Below are 17286 nucleotides of genomic sequence, written 5' to 3'. Positions count from 1 at the left end.
GGAGCGCATTATCCTGTGACCCCCCTTCGCCGTCCTGTGGACCTGCGTTTTTGGCTCATTACCCTGGCTGCGGTGGCGGGCATGCTGGTCACGGCCTCTTTGGGGCGCTGGCAATTGTCGCGAGCCGCCCAGAAAGAGTCGCTGCAGGCGATGCTGGATGCGCGGGCCGCCTTGCCGGCCATTGATGGACGCACGCTGACCGACCTGACTAACCAGACACCCGAGGCGCAACAGGCCCTCGTACACCGTGCTGTGGTGCTGCAGGGGCGCTGGTTGCCTGCACACACGGTGTATCTGGACAATCGGCAGATGCAGGGGCGCCCTGGGTTTTTTGTGCTCACGCCACTGCAGCTTTCTGGCGGGGGTGCTGGGGTGGTGCTGGTGCAGCGCGGATGGGCGGGGCGCAATTTTCAGGACCGCACCCAGCTGCCTTCCGTGACCACGCCGGCTGATACCGAGGTGCGCGTTCAAGGCCGCGTGGCCCTGGCGCCCTCGCGGCTGTATGAGTTCCAAGGGGGCGATAGCGCACAGGGGTCTTCCCGCATCCGGCAAAATCTCGACTTGGCAGCGTTCCGTACCGAAACCGGTCTGGCGTTCGCCCCCCTTACGGTGTTGCAGACAGGCCCGGCAGGCGACGCGGGCGATGGCCTGCAACGCGACTGGCCTGTGGTCGGCGCAGGTGTCGAAAAACACTACGGTTACGCATTTCAATGGTTCGGGCTCTGCGGCCTGATAGCACTCCTTTATGTCTGGTTCCAAATCGTCCGACGGTTCATTCGCCCGCGCAGCCAGCCTGCCGCCTGAGGCGCGTTCGGAGCACCCGCTGGGGTTGACCGTACACACCTTGCCCGAGGCGGGGGAGGCGGTCGCCACCGCACAGCGTGCGCGCCATGGGCGCTGGAAGATGCTGGGCGTGCTGCTGATCTGCGCCGCGCCGGTGGTCGCCTCGTACTTCACCTACTACGTGATCCGCCCGGAGGGGCGGCGCGTTTACGGCGAGCTGATCAACCCCCAGCGCACCGTGCCAGCGCTCACCGCCTCCACGCTCAATGGCGGGGCCAAGCGGCTGGAGTCCCTCAAAGGCCAATGGTTGCTGGTGAGCGTGGCCGGAGGCGATTGCGATCCGGCCTGCCAGAAGCACCTGTACCTGCAGCGCCAGCTGCGCGAGAGCTTGGGTAAGGAAAAAGACCGGGTGGACTGGGTCTGGCTGATCAACGACAACGCCCTGCCACCCGCCGCTCTCACGCCCGCCCTGCAGCAAGCCACTGTGTTGCGGGTCGAGCCCAGTGCCGTCAAGGCCTGGCTGGAGCCCGCCCAAGGCCAGCAGTTGGCAGACCACCTCTACGTGGTGGACCCGATGGGCAACTGGATGATGCGTTTTCCGGCAGCCATGGACACCAGCGGTGCCGCCAAGGCCAAGCGGGACCTGGAGCGCCTGCTGCGCGCTTCTTCTTCGTGGGACGAGCCGGGGCGGCCGGTCAAGCCATGACCGATACCCAACCGTTGTACGACCTGGCCCCAGTGCTCGAGCTGATGCTGCTCGGCCTGGTGATCGCGCTGGGGCCGCTGGTCTGGGTGTGGGCGCGTAACCGCCGCAGCTCTCCCGTGCGGCGCCTGCAGGCGCTCACGGTGCTCACGCTGTTCCTCACGTTTGATCTGGTGCTGTTTGGCGCTTTCACGCGCCTGACCGACTCGGGCCTCGGTTGTCCCGACTGGCCCGGCTGCTATGGCAGTGCCAGCCCGGTGGGCGCCCGCGCCGAGATTTCAGCCGCCCAGCAGGCCATGCCCACCGGCCCGGTGACCCACGGCAAGGCCTGGATCGAGATGATCCACCGGTATCTCGCCACGGGGGTGGGGGTGCTGATCATTGTCATCACTGTCTCCTCGTGGGTGCAGCTGCGGCGCGCCCAGCGTGATGGCGGGCAGGCGCCTCCGCTCAGTCCCTGGTGGCCTACAGTGACCTTGTTGTGGGTGTGCCTGCAGGGTGCGTTTGGCGCGCTCACGGTGACCATGAAGCTCTTTCCCGCCATCGTCACCCTGCACCTGATCGGTGGACTGGTGCTGCTGGCCCTGTTGTGTGTGCAGGCGGTACGACACACCCACAGTGCCCAGGGGCGCTCACCGGTAACCCTGTCCCCCGCGCTGCGCGGGGGGCTGGTACTGACGGCACTGCTGCTCGCCCTTCAGGTGGTGCTGGGGGGCTGGGTCAGCACCAACTACGCGGTGCTGGCATGCACTACCTTCCCCACCTGCCAGGGCAGCTGGTGGCCCGCCATGGACTTTGCGCAGGGCTTCCAGATCTGGCGCAAGCTGGGCCTGTTGCAAGACGGCAGCCACATCAGCTTTGCAGCGCTCACCGCCATTCACTACGTGCACCGCCTGATGGCCTATGTGGTGTTACTGGCGCTGGGCTTGGTGGCCTGGCGCTTTCACCGCAGTGGCGTGTTGCCCACGCAGGCGCGGTGGATCGGCGGGCTGACCTTGCTGCAACTGGTGACGGGTTTGTCCAACGTGGTGCTGGACTGGCCCCTGGTGGCGGCGGTGCTGCATACCGGCGGTGCCGCAGCTTTGGTGGTGGTATTGACCTGGGCCCTGGTGTCCAGCCGCGCAGCGCCCGCGCCCCGAGAGTTTTCCGCGCCCACGGGCGCATCGAGAGTATCTGCATGAGTGTTGCCCCCTCCGCCGTTGCTGTGCCGCCCTCGCGGTTCCAGCAGTTTTATGCGCTGACCAAGCCCCGCGTGGTACAGCTCATCGTCTTTTGTGCGCTGATCGGCATGGTGCTGGCCGTGCCCGGCCTGCCCAACGCTGCGCAACTGGGCCACATGGCGCTGGCCTGCCTGGGCGTGTGGCTGGTGGCGGGTGCTGCAGCCGCGTTCAATTGCATCGTCGAGCAAGGCATTGACGCCAAGATGAAGCGTACCGCCTGGCGGCCCACGGCCAAGGGCGAGCTGTCCAACGCGCAGACCCTGCTGTTCTCGGCCGTACTCTGTGCCGCAGGCTCCGTGCTGCTGTATGTCTGGATCAACCCGCTGACCATGTGGCTCACCTTTGCCACCTTTGTGGGTTACGCGGTGGTCTACACCGTGATCCTCAAGCCCTTGACGCCCCAGAACATCGTCATTGGCGGCGCCTCGGGGGCCATGCCGCCGGTGCTGGGTTGGGCGGCCATGACCAACGATGTAGGGCCCGAGGCGCTTATCCTCTTCCTCATCATCTTTTTGTGGACGCCACCGCATTTCTGGGCGTTGGCCCTGTACCGGGTGGAGGACTACCGCAAGTCTGGCCTGCCCATGCTGCCGGTCACGCACGGCAACGAGTTCACGCGGTTGCAGGTGTTCTTGTACACGCTGATCCTGCTGGCCGGGTGCATGATGCCCTTCATCTACGGCATGAGTTCCTGGATTTATCTGGTTGCCGCCGTGCTCCTCAGTCTGGGTTTCTGCGGGTACGCGTTCGCGCTGTGGCGCAATTATTCGGACGCTCTGGCCCGCAAGACCTTCCGCTTCTCCCTTATCCACCTGAGCGTGCTGTTTGCTGCACTGCTGGTGGACCACTATGTGCTGTGATGATCTCCATGCAGAAACGAAACGCTCTTCATTTGATAGCGGCTGGTGCAATATCCATATGCGCTCCAAGCCTCCTGGGTGCATGTTCCGAGAAAAAGGCCGAATTCCGGGGCGTGGACGTCACCGGCGCCGAGTACGCCCGCGACATTCCCCTGACTGACCACAACGGCCAGCCACGCCACATCAAGGACTTTGCCGGCAAAGTGGTGGTGGTGTTCTTCGGCTACACACAGTGCCCCGACGTGTGTCCCACGTCGATGCAGGAGCTGGCCGAGGTCAAGCAGATGCTGGGCAAGGACGCAGGCCGTCTGCAGGGCATTTTTGTGACGGTGGACCCGGAGCGCGACACGCCCGAAGTGCTCAAGGCCTACATGGCCAATTTCGACCCGAGCTTCTTGGCGCTGTACGGCACACCCGAGCAGCTGGCCGCCGTCGCCAAGGACTTCAAGATCTATTACAAGAAAGTCGATGGCAAGACGCCCACCAGCTACACCATGGACCACTCTGCAGGTAGCTACGTGTACGACCCCTCAGGGCGCCTGCGGGTCTACAACCGCTATGGCAGCGGCGCACAGGCCCTGGCGGCCGATGTGAAGGTGTTGTTGGCCGAGGCCGGGGGCTGAGCCCCTCCAGCCCCTGAGTGACCCGGGGCCTGTGCCAGGTTGCCGTTATGCGAGGCACTGTGCAGCCCCGCATGAGCTGATGCTCTTGGGCCTTATTCGGCCTTGATGCCCCGCATCGCAATCACGCCGCCCAGCAGATTGGTGTCGGCCTTGATGCGGTTGGCCAGGCCTTCGGGCGACGAGCCCACCGTCTGCCACCCTTGCTGGAACAGCTTGCTGCGCACGTCTTCGCTGCGGGCGATCTCGCTGATCAGCGCGGCCAGCTTGGCCTGGATGGGCTTGGGCATGGTGGAAGGCGCTGCGAAGGCGTTCCAGATCTCCAGGTTGAAGTTGCTGATGCCTGCCTCGGCCAGGCTCGGCACCTCGGGTGCCAGCGGGCTGCGCCCGGAGGAGGTCACGCCGATCGCGCGCAGCTTGCCCGCACGCACCTGGGCTTGTGCCAACGCCGGGGGCAGCAGCGCCATCTGCAGCTGGCCGCCCAGCATCGCGTTGGCCACCTGCGGATAGCCAGGGTAGGGCACATGCACGGGGTTGATGTTGCTGCGCGCCTTGAGCAGCTCGGTGCCGATGTGGCCCACCGTGCCCACGCCGGGCGTGCCGTAGCTCCACTTGTCACCACCATTGCGTGCTGCCACGAAGAAGTCGCGGGCACTGCTGTTGGCGGCCACGCCGGGCTGGTTGACGGGTGCAGTCAGGATCAGCGGTGAGGTGCCGATCAGGCTCAGCGGTGCCAGGTCCTTGATCGGGTCATACGGAACCGCCGGGTTCAGCAGCTTGGCAATCGTCATGTTGCCGTTGATCATCAGCCCGATGGTGTGATCGTCACGGGCCTTGGCCACTGCGTCGGCGCCAATGTTGCCGCCTGCGCCCACCTTGTTGTCCACGATGACGGGCTGGCCCAGGGCCTTGGACAGGGGCTCCGAGAACGTGCGTGCCGTCAGGTCCGGCGACGAGCCCGCAGGAAAGCCCACGATGATCTTCAGCGGCTTGGTGGGCCAGGCCAGCGGCGCGGGCGCAGTGGCAGCAGCCTTGCCGGCGCTTTGCGCCAGGGCCCAGGGGGATGCGGCAGCCAGCGCGATCAACAGCGAAGCACGGCGGGAAACACGGCCGGTAAAGGCGGGACGTGAGGGCATGGGGTGCAATCTCCTTGAAGAATATTCGGGGGCCCAAACGACGCGGGGCCCCAGAATTGGGGCCCCGCGAGGCAACTTCTGCAGCCGGGGATATTAACCCCGCTGCCCGGACCGGTCAGGCGTATTCGGCCAGGGCCTTTTTCATCTTCTTCATGGCAGCCACTTCGATCTGGCGAATGCGCTCGGCGCTCACGCCGTACACCGCCGCCAGGTCGTGCAGCGTCATGCCGCCGCTGCCGTCGTCATTGACCTTGAGCCAGCGCTCTTCCACGATGCGGCGGCTGCGGTCGTCCAGGCTGGCCAGTGCGTTGGCAATGCCGTCGGTAGCCAGGGCGTCACGTTGGCGCGACTCGATCATGGCCGTGGGCTCGTGCGATGCATCGGCCAGGTAGGCAATGGGGCCAAACGCCTGCTCGCCATCGTCGGCGGGGGCCGGGTCCAGCAATACGTCGCCACCCGCCATGCGGGTTTCCATTTCGATGACTTCTTCGCGCTTCACATTGAGCTGCGCGGCCACGGCGTCGATCTCATGGTCCGACAGGGTGTCGCGGTGCGTGGCGGCATCGGCGGCCGATGCATCGGCCTTGAAGCCCTGCTTCATGGAGCGCAGGTTGAAGAACAGCTTGCGCTGCGCCTTGGTGGTCGCCACCTTGACCATGCGCCAGTTCTTCAGGATGTATTCGTGGATCTCGGCCTTGATCCAGTGCAGGGCGTAGCTCACCAGGCGCACGCCCTGGTCGGGGTCGAAGCGCTTGACGGCCTTCATCAGGCCCACATTGCCTTCCTGGATCAGGTCGCCATGGGGCAGTCCGTAGCCCAGGTACTGGCGTGCAATCGAAACCACGAGGCGCAGGTGCGACATCACCAGCCGGCCGGCGGCGTCCAGATCGTTGTTGTCCTTGAGCTGGCGTGCGTAAGTCTGCTCTTCTTCGTGCGTGAGCAGGGGCAGGCGGTTGACGGCCGAAATGTAGGCGTCCAGATTGCCCAAGGGGGGCACCAGCGCCCAGGGATTGGCGGGCGCCAGAGACATCGTCGCGGTTCCAGATTGAATGTTCATTCCGGGAATCCTTTCCTCTAAGCCATGATATTAGCACTCTCTCTGATTGAGTGCTAAGCCCGGAGTTCCCGTCGGGTTGCTCATTGATACTGTTGGAATTTTTTGAGTCAAATTGCCATCAAGCGCTAGTGTTTCATGCCTGTGGAGCTATAAAAATCATAGTGACGGGCTGGCGCTGCAATACCGTCAGACGGTCAGATCCACCTGCTGCACTGTGCCCACGCTGCCGTTTTCCCGCAGGTAGGCGCTGGTGGAGCGCACGGTGCCCAGGCTGGCGTTGTCGGCGGCGCGCAGGGCAAAAGGGGTGGCGACGGCGTTGGTGGAGAGTGCGCCCACGCCCACGTCGGCCAAGGTGCGCAGGCTGCCGGCGCCCTCGGCTCCATCCGCCGATGGAGTCCACACCTGCAGCTGCTGAAAGACCGGGTCCGCCTCGTCAATCCAGCCGTTGCCGTCGCTATCATAGGCGGCCAGTTCGGCAAAGCCGTTGCCGGTGCCGGGGCCGAACAGCTCCCGGCCGTTGTCGATGCGGCTGTTGTGGTTCAGGTCCAGGGCCAGGTAGCCCCGGTTGCCTGAGAGCAGGGGCACGTTGTCGGTCTGGCCGTCGCTGTCCAGGTCGAACGCAAAGCGCAGGTCCTGCAACTGCGCGGCCGAGCCGTCGAAGTTGATGACCAGCGGGTCTACCGCCACAGCGTCGCCCAGGCGCAGGCTGAACGATGATTCCTGGCGGTAGCTGCGCTGCATATCCAGCTGCAGGCTGAAGCGGATTTCCTGCCCGTCGGCGGTGCGCACGGTGCCCTGGGCGGCGAACTGGGTGCTTTCGGTTTCTACGACCACTTCGCGCTGCTCCACCAGCAGGCGCCACCCGGCACGGGGACGGCCTGCATCGGCGGTCGGCGTCGTGTCGAGGCGGCTGGTGGGTGTGGCGGGTGGGGAGGGTGCGGGTTCCGTCTGGCCGGTGTACACCCGCACCTGCACGCCCGTCATGCGGGCAATCAGGTCGCGGATCATGGCCAGCTGGGGTGTCAGGCCGTCGCTGGGGCTGCTGCCGGGCGCGGCATCTGCGGCATGGGTGGGGTCGATGGCCTCCTGGGCGGCGCTGGCCACGCGTGCAGCGCTGGAAATTTGTACGGCCGGGCTTGCTCGGGTAAGGCCAGGGGCGCTGGTGGGGCGGCGCTCGCCGACCCAGGCTTCAAAGCGGCTGCTTTGGGTGTGCACGCGGCTGGCAACGTGCTGGGCCTGCATCTGCAGGGCGGACGATTCAATCTTCATGGGACACCTCCAGGGCTTCCACACAGAGATATCGACGCCACGGAAAGAGAACTTGAATGTTGCCTTGCCCTTTTTCTTGTTTCCTTTCGCCGGGTACCCGATGGCTGGCGTGGTGGCAGTCTCCGCCCCCCAGCTACACCTCTTGCCGCACCCGGCTTTCAAAGTCTTCGAGCGTCAGCGGGCGGCCAAACAGGTAGCCCTGGAAAGCCTGGCAGCCATGGGCCAAAAGAAATTGGTAGTGGGCGGTGGTCTCCACCCCCTCGGCGATCACGGACAGGCCCAGGCTGCCTGCCAGCGCGATGATGGAGCGGGCGATGGCCGCGTCGCTGGCGTCCAGCAGCACGTCGCGCACAAAGCCCTGGTCGATCTTGATCTGGTCCAGTGGCAGGCGCTTGAGGTAGCTGAGCGACGAGTAGCCCGTGCCAAAGTCGTCCAGCGAAGACCCCAGGCCATGGGCCTTGAGGGCGCGCATGGTAGCGATCACGCTGTCCACGTTGTCCAGCAGCAGGCTTTCGGTCAGCTCCAGTTTGATCTGTGCGGGGTTGGCGCCGGTCTGCTGCACCAGCGCCAGCACCTGGGCCACAAAGTCGTCTTGCAGGAACTGGCGTGCGCTCACGTTGATGGCAAGGCTCAGCTGCGCAAACTGCGGGTCTTGTTGCCAGCGGGCCTGCTGGCGCAGTGCGGTTTCCATGACCCAGTGGCCCAGTGGCAGGATGAGGCCCGATTCTTCCGCCAGCGGGATGAACTCCGACGGCGGCACCATGCCCTGGACAGGATGCTGCCAGCGCACGAGGGCCTCTGCGCCGGTCACGCGCCCGTGGCTGTCCACCTGCGGCTGGTACAGCAGCAGGAATTGCGCGCGCCGCAGGCCGTTGTGCAGCTCGGTTTCCAGCAGGGCGCGGCGGTTCACGGCCTGCTGCATGTCGGGGTCAAAAAAGCGCAGTGTGTTGCGCCCGGCGTCCTTGGCGCGGTACATGGCCATGTCGGCCTGCTTGAGCACCTCGTCCACCGAGTCGCGCTGGTGATTGAGCAGGGTCACGCCGATGCTGGCGGTGAAGTGGTGTTCGTGCCCCGCCAGTTCGTAGGGCTGGCGCAATTGCGCCAGGATCAGCTCGCCCAGCGTGCGCGCCTGCGCGGCGGCCTCGGGGGCGTCGCTGCTCAGGTTCTGCAGTACCACCACAAACTCATCACCCCCCAGGCGGGCCACGGTGTCCTGCTCGCGCACGCAGCTGCGCAGGCGCTGGGCCACGTCCTTCAGCAGCAGGTCGCCCACCTCATGGCCCCGGGTGTCGTTCAGGGTCTTGAAGTTGTCCAGGTCCACAAACAGCACGGCCGTGGTCAGGCCCGAGCGCGCACCGTTGACCAGCACCTGCTGCAGCCGGTCCACTAGCAGGCGGCGGTTGGGCAGTTGCGTGAGTGCGTCGTAGAACGCCAGGTAGCGTGCCTCGTCCTCGGCGGCCTTGCGGCCCGAGATGTCGATGTCGATGCAGAACATCTCGGGCGGGTGCCCCGGCACCTGGATGTAGGCATGGCTGGAGAACACATGCACCGGCGTGCCGTCCTTGCGCTGCAGTTGCAGCTCGCCCGCCGGGATCACCTCGCCGGTGGCGAACATGTGCTGCATGTGTGCCCGCACGCCGTCGCGCATGGGCGGCGGGATGATGAGGTCGAGCAGGTTGCCGCCCAGGGCTTCTTCGGCCGTGTAGCCGTACAGCTGCTCGGACGCCTGGTTCCAGTAGCTGGTGGTGCCGTCCTGCAGGTAGCCTTGCACCGAGATGGACGGGATGTTGCGCAGCAGCGAGCGAAAACGCAGCTCGGACTCGCGCAGCGCACTTTCAGCCTGCTTGCGCTTCGTGATGTCGCGGGCGAGGAACACCACAGCCGCCTGGCCACCCACCTGCACGCCCAGGGGCTGGGTGCGCCCTTCAAACTGGCGCAGCCCTGCCAGGGTCTGCAGCTCGTATTCCACGCTGTGGGTCTGGCCGGACTGCAGCGTGTCCCGGATAAGCGCCATGAACCGTTCTGCCTGCTCGGCGGGCAGCACATCGTGCAGCCGTTTACCTACCAGCTCGGGGGCGCTGGCGACCAGGGTGGCGTCGTTGGGGGACAGTACCTCCACATACCGGCCCTGGGCATCCAGCACCAGCAGCACATCGGGGATGGCCTGAGTGATGGCATGCAGGCGGGCTGCCGTGCCAGTGAGTGCACGCTCGGTGGCCATGCGTTGCTCCACATCGTGCAGCAGCAGGCCCAGCACCACAGTGGCTGGGGTGAAGGTCAGCAGATAGGGCAGGGCCAGCGTCTGGTTGATGCGCTGCACGGCCTCGGCGGGCAGCAGCTGAAACAGCGCGATCACCGCCGTGTGCAGCAGCAGCCCGAACAGCGCGAGGGGGATGGGCTCCACCCCCAGCCGCCCCCGGGCGCGGCCCTCGCGGTACACCAGCCCCATGGCTGTGCACAGCACGATCACCATCAGCCCCACCTCGGCACCCGCGCCCCCCAGCCACAGGCGCCCAGTGGCCGCCATCAGCGCCGCAATGCCCGCCACCAGCGGGCCGCCAAACAGGCCGGCCATGCTTAGCACCACCGAGCGCGCGTCAAAGATCACGCCCGGCATCAGCACCACCGGGGTGAGCATGCCCACCACGCAGATGCCGCCGAAGATCAGCCCCGAAAAGACCTGGCCCACCCACGGGTGCTGGCGCCAGACGCGGATGTTGAACCCATGCAGAAAGCACAGCGCCAGCAGCAGCGCAACGCCTTTGACCAGCTCAATGAACATGGGCCTCCGTGCTTTCCGAGGGGAAAGCCCATGATGGAGGAAACGTTGCGATCCGTAAACGTGTAAATGGCCCCGGATGGGGCCATTGCTCACAAGGTTGAGGGGAGATCGCGAGGCTCAGCTCAGCAAAGCCTGGGCAAATTCGCGGGCGTTGAAGGTTTCCAGGTCTTCGAGCTTTTCGCCCACACCGATGAAATACACCGGGATGGGGCGTTCCTGCGCGATGGCGGCCAGCACGCCGCCCTTGGCCGTGCCGTCCAGTTTGGTGACGATCAGGCCGGTGAGCTGCAGCGCATCGTCAAACGCGCGCACCTGGGCCAGCGCGTTCTGGCCGGTGTTGCCGTCGATCACCAGCAGCACCTCGTGCGGGGCGGTGGCGTCGGCCTTGGTGACCACGCGGCGGATCTTTTTCAGCTCCTCCATCAGGTGCAGCTGCGTGGGCAGGCGGCCGGCGGTGTCCACCAGCACCACATCCTTGCCGCGCGCCTTGCCGGCGGTCACGGCATCAAAGCTCACGGCGGCGGGGTCGCCACCTTCCTGGCTCACGATCTCGACCGTGTTGCGGTCGGCCCACACGCCCAGCTGCTCGCGGGCAGCGGCGCGGAAGGTGTCGGCGGCGGCCAGCAGCACGGCGGCGCCTTCACCGGCCAGGTGCTTGGTGAGCTTGCCGATGGAGGTGGTCTTGCCCGCGCCGTTCACGCCGGCCACCATGATCACGGTGGGGGTGTGCTCGCCAATCACCAGGGCTTTTTCGAGCGGGCGCAGCAGGTCGGCCAGCGCGTCGGCCAGCAGGCCCTTGACTGCCGCAGGGTCGGTGGTCTTGCTGTCCTTCACGCGGCGCTTGAGGTCCGTCAGCAGGTGCGTGGTGGCTTTCACGCCGGTGTCGGCCATCAGCAGGGCCTCTTCCAGCTCCTCATACAGCGCGTCGTCAATCTGCGTGCCGGTGAAGACGGTGGCAATGCTGCTGCCAGTCTTGCGCAGGCCCGCCTTGAGGCGGTCCAGCCAGCCTTTGCGTTCAGGCGCCGGGGCAGTGGGCGCAGCCGAGGTTGCGGGTGCTGCCACTGGCGCAGGCGGTGGTGTGGCGGGCGTGGGTGGTGCAACCGGCGCAGGTGCAGCAACGGAAATCGGGGGCGCCACGGGGGGCAATGCGGGGCTTGCAACCACTGGAGCAGCGGTGGGCGCTGTGGCTGCCGGTGCTGCAGGGGGCGTCGGTGCGACGGCCGGTGCCACCGGTGGCATCGCCACGGGCGCTGGCGGGGTCACAGTGACGGGAGCTGGTGCTACGGGGGGCGGCGCAGCGGGCTCAGGGGCTTTGTTGCCAAACGGGTTGCGCAGCCAGCCAAAGCCTGCCGGGGCGGGCGCCGCCACGGGAGCCGGTGTAGCGGGCGCTGGCGGGTTGAGGGTAGCCACGGGCGGCGTGGAGGGCAGGGGGGGCGCCACGGGCGCAACCACGGTGGGCGCCGGTGCGCCTACCGGCTGGGCCGGGGCGGGCACATCGGTGGGGGCGGGCGAAGGAGCGGGCTTTTTCTTGAAAAAACTGAACATTGGCGGGTTCTTAGAATCACCCCATTCTATGAAACGCGCTTTCACCCTACTGGGCCTGCTGGCCTGCCTCTCGTCCGGGGCTGCCTTTGCGGCCACCACCCCGGTGTCTCAACCCTCCACCACGCCGTCCGCCACGGCCTCTGGCGCGCAGCAGTTCACGCTCAAAAACGGCATGCAGCTCATCGTGCAGCCCGACCGCCGCGCCCCGACGGCGGTGCACATGGTCTGGGTGCGTGTGGGCTCGATGGATGAGGTGGACGGCACCTCGGGCGTGGCCCATGCGCTGGAGCACATGATGTTCAAGGGCACCAAGACCCTGCCGCCGGGCGAGTTCTCGCGCCGCGTGGCGGCGCTGGGCGGGCGGGAGAACGCATTCACCAGCCGTGACTACACCGGCTACTACCAGCAGATCCCGTCCAACCGGCTGGAGGACGTGATGAAGCTCGAATCGGACCGGTTTGCCAACAACCACTGGCCCGACGAGGAGTTCAAGAAAGAGATCGAGGTCGTCAAGGAAGAGCGCCGCCTGCGCACCGAAGACCAGCCCCGGGCCGTGCTGGCCGAACAATTGTTTGCCGCCACCTTCAATGCGTCGCCCTACCGCCGCCCCATCGTGGGCTGGATGAGCGACCTGGACGCGATGACGCCCGATGACGTGCGCGCCTTCCACCGCCAGTGGTACACCCCCACCAACGCCGCCGTGGTGGTGGCGGGCGATGTGGATGTGGCCCAGGTGCGTGCGCTGGCCGAAAAGTATTACGGCAGCCTGCCCGTGCACGCTCTGCCCGCGCGCAAACCGCGCACCGAACCCGAGCAAAAGGGCCTGCGCCGCATTGCCGTCAAGGCCCCGGCAGAGCAGGCCTATGTGGCCCTGGCCTTCCGCGCGCCCAGCCTGGACCGCGTGGACAACCTCACCGACGAAGACCGCGACGCCCTCGCGCTGATGGTGCTGTCGGCCGTGTTCAATGGCTATGACGGTGCCCGGCTGGACCGCGCACTGACCCAGGGGCCCAACCGCGTGGCCGACAGCGCCAGCAGCTCCGCCATGGTCACCGGGCGCGGCCCCAGCCTGTTCATGCTCAGCGGCGTGCCCGCTGCGGGCAAGACCGCCCAGCAGGTCGAAGACGCGCTGCGCGCCGAGGTGACCCGTGTGGCCAAGGATGGGGTGAGTGAGGCCGAGCTGAACCGCGTGAAGACGCAATGGATCGCCTCCACGGTGTACGAGCGCGACTCGGTGATGAGCCAGGCGCAGGAGCTGGGGGGCAACTGGGTGCAGGGCTTTCCCCTGGACGCCAACGAGCGCCTGCTGGCCCTGCTGCGCACCGTGACCCCTGCGCAGGTGCAGGCCGTGGCTGCCAGGTATTTTGGCGACGACCAGCTCACCGTGGCCACGCTGCTGCCCCAGCCCCTGGACGCCCCCCGCGCCCGTCCCCAGCTGCCCCCGGGCGCTGCCATCCGCTGAACCCGCCCTGCGGAAACTGCCCATGATTACTATCAAAAACGTAGCTGTCCGTGCTTTATGCACTAGCACTATCGCCCTTTTTTCTTCCAATTCGGCCTGGGCGCTGCTGCCTATCCAGCACTGGACGGAGCCGGGCGGCGCCAAGGTCTATCTGGTCGAAAGCCCGGTCATCCCCATGGTGGACGTGCAAATCGACTTTGACGCTGGCACGCGCCGCGACCCGGCAGGCCAGTCCGGCCTGGCCAACGCCGTCGCCGCCATGGCCAGCAAGGGCGTGAAGGCCGGGCGCGACGCCAGCGCCGAGCCCGCGCTGGACGAAAACGGCCTGGGTGAGGCCTGGGCCGATCTGGGCGCCAGCTTTGAAGCCAATGCCGACAACGACACGCTGCACTATGTGCTGCGCTCGCTGACCGACCCGCCGCTGCTGGAGCGCGCTGCACGGCTGGCAGCCCGCCAGATTGCCGAGCCCACGACGACTGACGACGTTTGGCAACGCGACCGCGCCCGCTGGAGCGCCAGCCTGAAGGAAGCCAACACGCGCCCCGCCACCGTGGCCAACCATGCGTTCGCCGCTGCGGTGTATGGCAGCCACCCCTATGGCGTGCGCACCACCGAAGAGACGTTGGCGCGCATTGGCGTGGCCGACATGCAGGCCTTTCACGAGCAGTACGTGGCCGCCTGCCGCGCCAAGGTCAGCATTGTGGGCGCCGTATCGCGCGCCCAGGCGCAGACGCTGGTGGCCACGCTGCTGTCGCGCCTGCCTGCCAGTGCGGGCTGCGCACCGCTGCCGCCCGTGGGCGAAGTGGCGGCGCTGACGGCACCTGCCGAGAAGGCCATTCCGTTTGCCTCGGCCCAGGCCCACGTGCTGATCGGCCAGCCGGGCTTCCAGCGCCGCGACCCGGACTTCCTCGCGCTGCTGGTGGGCAACCACATCCTGGGCGGCGGCGGCTTTGTCTCGCGACTGACCCACGAGGTGCGCGAAAAGCGCGGCCTCTCCTACAGCGTCTACAGCTACTTCGCCCCCGGCCTGCATGCCGGTGCCTTCACCGTGGGCTTGCAGACGCGCCCCGACCAGGCCGCCCAGGCAGTGCAGGTCTCGCGCGACGTGATCGCCCGCTTTGTGGCCGAAGGCCCCACCGAGGCCGAGCTGCGCGCCGCCAAGGACAACCTCATCGGCGGCTTTGCGCTGCGCATCGACAGCAACAAGAAGCTGCTGGGCAACGTGGCCAACATCGCCTGGAACGACCTGCCCTTGGACTACCTGGACCAGTGGGCCAAAAAGGTCGAGGCCCTGACGGTGGCCGATGTGCGCACTGCCATGGCCCAAAAGCTGCAACCCGGCCGCATGGTGACCGTGGTGGTGGGAGGCAAGCAGCCATGAGCCGATCGACCCTGCGCGGCAGCGCCATCACCGCCGAAATCCGCAAGGCCCAGGCCGCAGCCGCTGCGGCCCCTGTGGACCCCAAGACCATCAAGAAAAACGCCAAGGACAAAGCTGCGGCGGCTGCCGCCCCCAAGGGCGCGGGCGAAATCCGCATCATCGGTGGGCAATGGAAGCGCACCCGCCTGCCCGTGGCCCAGCGCCCCGGCCTGCGTCCCACGCCCGACCGCGTGCGCGAAACGCTCTTCAACTGGCTGGGCCAGGACTTGAGTGGCTGGCGCTGCCTGGACGCTTTTGCGGGCACCGGTGCGCTGGGGCTCGAGGCCGCTTCGCGCGGCGCCGCGTCGGTACAACTGGTGGAGAGTGACGCTGCGCTGGTGGCCCAGCTGCAGGTGCTGCAAGCGAAGCTGCAAGCCAGCGCCGTGCGTGTGCAGCGCGGCGACGGCGTGGCCGCCCTCAAGCAGGCCGCACCTGCCAGTGTGGACCTGGTGCTGCTGGACCCGCCCTTTGACGGCGAGCTGTTTGCCCCTGCTTTGCAGGCTGCTGCCAAGGCCGTGGCCACCCAGGGCTTTATTTACCTCGAAGCGCCCCGCGCCTGGACGGACGAGGAGCTGGCCGGCAGCGGCCTGGCCGTGTACCGGCATCTGAAGGCTGGCGCCGTGCATGCGCACCTGCTGCGCCCTGTGGCAGCCACCACAGAATGAGCCAACGCCGGTTCATGTTGCACTGCACTGCATAATGCGCGCACGCGGCCCGGCGGGCCCTGCGGGGAGCGCCCCGGGGGCCGGGGCCAACGTCAATCGCCAGACAGGAGACAACCAGCCATGGCCCAGAACGTGCTCGCCGTGTACCCCGGAACCTTTGACCCCATCACGCTGGGCCATGAAGACGTGGTGCGCAGGGCCACCCAGTTGTTTGAACGTGTGATCGTGGCCGTGGCGGCGGGCCACCACAAGAAGACCCTGTTCTCGCTGGAAGAGCGCATCGAGATGGTGCGCGAGGCCGTGAAGATGTATCCCCAGGTGCAGGTCGAGCCCTTCTCGGGCCTGCTGCGCGACTTTGTGGTGTCGCGCGGCGGCAAGGCCATGGTGCGTGGCCTGCGTGCCGTGACCGACTTTGACTACGAATTCCAGCTGGCAGGCATGAACCGCAGCCTGATGCCGCAGGTGGAGACCGTGTTCCTGACCCCCAGCGACAAGTACCAGTTCATCAGCAGCACCTTTGTGCGCGAGATTGCGGTGCTGGGTGGCGAGGTGACCAAGTTCGTGTCGCCCTCGGTCGAAGAGCGGCTGGCGGTCAAGGTGCGTAGCCTGGCGGCGCCGGGCGGCTGAGGACACTGTCCGGAACGCACAAGGAGCCCCGGTTTTGGCTCCTTTGTGCCGATGGCGCTAGTGCAATATGCCTTTGCTGCTATCAAAATCATAGTTTATAGATTCTGTAGCATCAGTCCATGGCGGGCGGCAGCTGCGTTGCAATGGCCTGGGCCTGCGCGCGCAGAGCCTCCAGCATGGGCACCACCTCGGGCAGGGGCGGGCGGTATAGCGGGAGCAGCGCTGTCACGCTGAACGGGATGGAAAACGCCAGCCGCCGCAGCACCAGCCGCTCGCTGGCGGCGGCCAGGGCGGTGACCGGGTTGACGATGGCGATGCCCAGGCCCTGCTCGACCATGGCGCACACCGCGGCGGCACTGTGAGTTTCCACGCGCAGCGTGCGCTCTACGCCCGCCTCGGCAAGCCGGGCGTCGATCAGGCGGCGGTAGGGGTCGTCGGCCGAGAGGCTTACAAAGAATTCACCGGCAAAGTCGCCGAGTTGCAGCACCGGCTGGCGTGCCAAAGCGTGGTGGGCGGGCAGCACAGCCACCTCGTCCAGGGTCAGCAGCACCTCGGCCCGTGTGCCCGGCGGGGCGGTGGTCTGTTCGCACAGGCCCAGATCAAACCGCTGGGCGCTCATCCATTCTTCGAGCAGGGGCGATTCCTGCGGTGTGACGGACAAGCGTGCCTCGGTGTGCGCCTGCATCAGCCGTGCCGCCGCACCCGGCAGCAGTGCATGGGCCAGCGCGGGCAGGCAAAGCACCGACAGTTGCACGGCCCCCGACCGGCCCAGGGCCACGGCCCGGTCCACTACACGCTCCAGCCCCTGCCACGAGCGCTGTACCTCGTCCCACAGCGCCAGCGCCCGGGCGTTGGGGCGCAGTCGGCCCTGCACGCGCTCGAACAGCGCATAGCCCAGCAGCGATTCGAGCCGCGCCAGCTCGCGGCTCACGGTGGGTTGCGAGCTGTGCAGCAGGTCGGCCGCACCGGTGGCGCTGCCTGCGGTCATCACGGCGCGGAAGACCTCGATGTGGCGGTGGGTGATGCGATGGGCCAGGGGGGGCTCGGTCATGCCAGTCATGCGCACAGCATATCCATATTGAATGGATGGCGTAAATCAAAGCATTCGACTGAATACATGGATGGCGGCATCATCCG

The 17286-nt window shown here is 66.8% G+C and carries 15 protein-coding genes; 9 read left to right on the top strand and 6 right to left on the bottom strand.

Annotated elements, in window-relative coordinates; genetic code table 11:
• The first annotated feature begins 15 nt into the window (after positions 1–15).
• The 5 genes from ASD75_RS15105 to ASD75_RS15085 are packed head-to-tail and all read left to right on the top strand — an operon-like array spanning position 16 to position 4189.
• Positions 16–804, top strand: a complete 789-nt coding sequence (locus ASD75_RS15105; RefSeq protein WP_056746809.1) for an SURF1 family protein — start codon at positions 16–18, stop codon at positions 802–804.
• Positions 746–1489 (top strand): hypothetical protein, encoded by a 744-nt coding sequence (locus ASD75_RS15100; RefSeq protein WP_056746808.1) that lies wholly within the window; start codon positions 746–748, stop codon positions 1487–1489. The genes ASD75_RS15105 and ASD75_RS15100 overlap by 59 nt, the downstream gene beginning before the upstream one ends.
• The gene (locus tag ASD75_RS15095; protein ID WP_056746807.1) at positions 1486–2667 is read left to right on the top strand and encodes a heme A synthase; all 1182 of its coding nucleotides are present in this window, start codon (positions 1486–1488) and stop codon (positions 2665–2667) included. Before ASD75_RS15100 ends, ASD75_RS15095 begins: the two co-directional genes overlap by 4 nt.
• Positions 2664–3566: a heme o synthase gene (gene cyoE / locus ASD75_RS15090; protein ID WP_056746806.1), complete on the top strand. Its 903-nt coding sequence runs from the start codon at positions 2664–2666 to the stop codon at positions 3564–3566. Before ASD75_RS15095 ends, cyoE begins: the two co-directional genes overlap by 4 nt.
• Positions 3566–4189, top strand: a complete 624-nt coding sequence (locus tag ASD75_RS15085) for an SCO family protein (RefSeq protein ID WP_369817496.1) — start codon at positions 3566–3568, stop codon at positions 4187–4189. The genes cyoE and ASD75_RS15085 overlap by 1 nt, the downstream gene beginning before the upstream one ends.
• 92 nt (positions 4190–4281) lie before the next feature.
• On the opposite strand, the gene ASD75_RS15080 is transcribed toward ASD75_RS15085, so the two are convergent.
• From ASD75_RS15080 to ftsY, 5 genes are all read right to left on the bottom strand, one after another.
• Entirely contained in the window at positions 4282–5322 is a 1041-nt protein-coding gene (locus tag ASD75_RS15080) for a tripartite tricarboxylate transporter substrate binding protein (protein WP_056746805.1), read from the bottom strand.
• 115 nt (positions 5323–5437) lie between these two features.
• Positions 5438–6379: an RNA polymerase sigma factor RpoH gene (gene rpoH, locus ASD75_RS15075; RefSeq protein ID WP_056746804.1), complete on the bottom strand. Its 942-nt coding sequence runs from the start codon at positions 6377–6379 to the stop codon at positions 5438–5440.
• 186 nt (positions 6380–6565) lie between these two features.
• Positions 6566–7648: a hypothetical protein gene (locus ASD75_RS15070; RefSeq protein ID WP_056746803.1), complete on the bottom strand. Its 1083-nt coding sequence runs from the start codon at positions 7646–7648 to the stop codon at positions 6566–6568.
• Between the two features lie 133 nt (positions 7649–7781).
• The gene (locus tag ASD75_RS15065) at positions 7782–10430 is read right to left on the bottom strand and encodes an EAL domain-containing protein (RefSeq protein WP_056746802.1); all 2649 of its coding nucleotides are present in this window, start codon (positions 10428–10430) and stop codon (positions 7782–7784) included.
• Between the two features lie 117 nt (positions 10431–10547).
• Complete coding sequence (gene ftsY / locus ASD75_RS15060) at positions 10548–11975, bottom strand: signal recognition particle-docking protein FtsY (protein ID WP_056746801.1); 1428 nt, start codon at positions 11973–11975, stop codon at positions 10548–10550.
• A gap of 28 nt (positions 11976–12003) precedes the next feature.
• On the opposite strand from ftsY, the gene ASD75_RS15055 reads away from it, so the two are divergent.
• From ASD75_RS15055 to coaD, 4 genes are all read left to right on the top strand, one after another.
• Positions 12004–13437, top strand: coding sequence for a pitrilysin family protein (locus ASD75_RS15055; RefSeq protein WP_056746800.1), 1434 nt, complete (start codon positions 12004–12006; stop codon positions 13435–13437).
• 22 nt (positions 13438–13459) lie between these two features.
• Positions 13460–14818, top strand: a complete 1359-nt coding sequence (locus tag ASD75_RS15050; protein ID WP_056746799.1) for a pitrilysin family protein — start codon at positions 13460–13462, stop codon at positions 14816–14818.
• Entirely contained in the window at positions 14815–15522 is a 708-nt protein-coding gene (gene rsmD, locus ASD75_RS15045) for a 16S rRNA (guanine(966)-N(2))-methyltransferase RsmD (RefSeq protein WP_056746798.1), read from the top strand. The genes ASD75_RS15050 and rsmD overlap by 4 nt, the downstream gene beginning before the upstream one ends.
• Positions 15523–15642: 120 nt before the next feature.
• Complete coding sequence (gene coaD, locus ASD75_RS15040; RefSeq protein WP_056065946.1) at positions 15643–16149, top strand: pantetheine-phosphate adenylyltransferase; 507 nt, start codon at positions 15643–15645, stop codon at positions 16147–16149.
• A 112-nt stretch (positions 16150–16261) separates the two neighbouring features.
• Here the strand turns inward: coaD and ASD75_RS15035 are convergent, their stop codons facing one another.
• On the bottom strand, positions 16262–17200 hold the full coding sequence (locus ASD75_RS15035; protein WP_056746978.1) for a LysR family transcriptional regulator: 939 nt from the start codon (positions 17198–17200) through the stop codon (positions 16262–16264).
• Between the last annotated feature and the right edge of the window lie 86 nt (positions 17201–17286).

Origin of the sequence: Acidovorax sp. Root568 (assembly GCF_001427445.1) — a bacterium.
Lineage (GTDB): Bacteria > Pseudomonadota > Gammaproteobacteria > Burkholderiales > Burkholderiaceae_C > Acidovorax > Acidovorax delafieldii.
This window is presented reverse-complemented; position numbering and strand designations above follow the sequence as displayed.